The sequence below is a fragment of the Gluconobacter sp. GP1 genome, assembly GCF_032913585.1.
Lineage (GTDB): Bacteria > Pseudomonadota > Alphaproteobacteria > Acetobacterales > Acetobacteraceae > Gluconobacter > Gluconobacter cerinus.
In genome coordinates, this window is sequence record NZ_JASGXC010000070.1 from 1 (window position 1) to 323 (window position 323).

Genomic DNA, 323 nt, shown 5'->3' on the forward strand with positions numbered 1-323 from the left:
CGACGGCGCAGGACCAGCACGTCCACGACCACGTCGGTCCCGGCATCATCGCGCATCGCGCCAGCCGGCAAGCGAACCGCCCCGACCAGGTCCGCCGTTTCGAACAGGTGCCGGCGCGCAGTGGCGTCGCGCTTGTCCATCGTCCAGCGTGACGTGACGAACAGACCCATGGCACCGGGACGCAGGCGGGAGACGGAGCGTGCGATGAAGTAGTCATGCAGCGACAGGCCAAGCCGCCCCAGCTCGTCCGTGCCACGCACCGTGCGGTTGCTGAACGGCGGGTTGCCAATCGTGAGGTCGAACTGCTCGGCAATCTTCGCCGT

1 protein-coding gene is annotated in these 323 nt (G+C 68.1%); it reads right to left on the minus strand.

What is annotated here, in order from left to right; all coding sequences use genetic code 11:
* A partial coding sequence (locus R5H23_RS16970) for a class I SAM-dependent methyltransferase (RefSeq protein ID WP_317216143.1) occupies positions 1–323 on the minus strand: 323 nt, incomplete at both ends.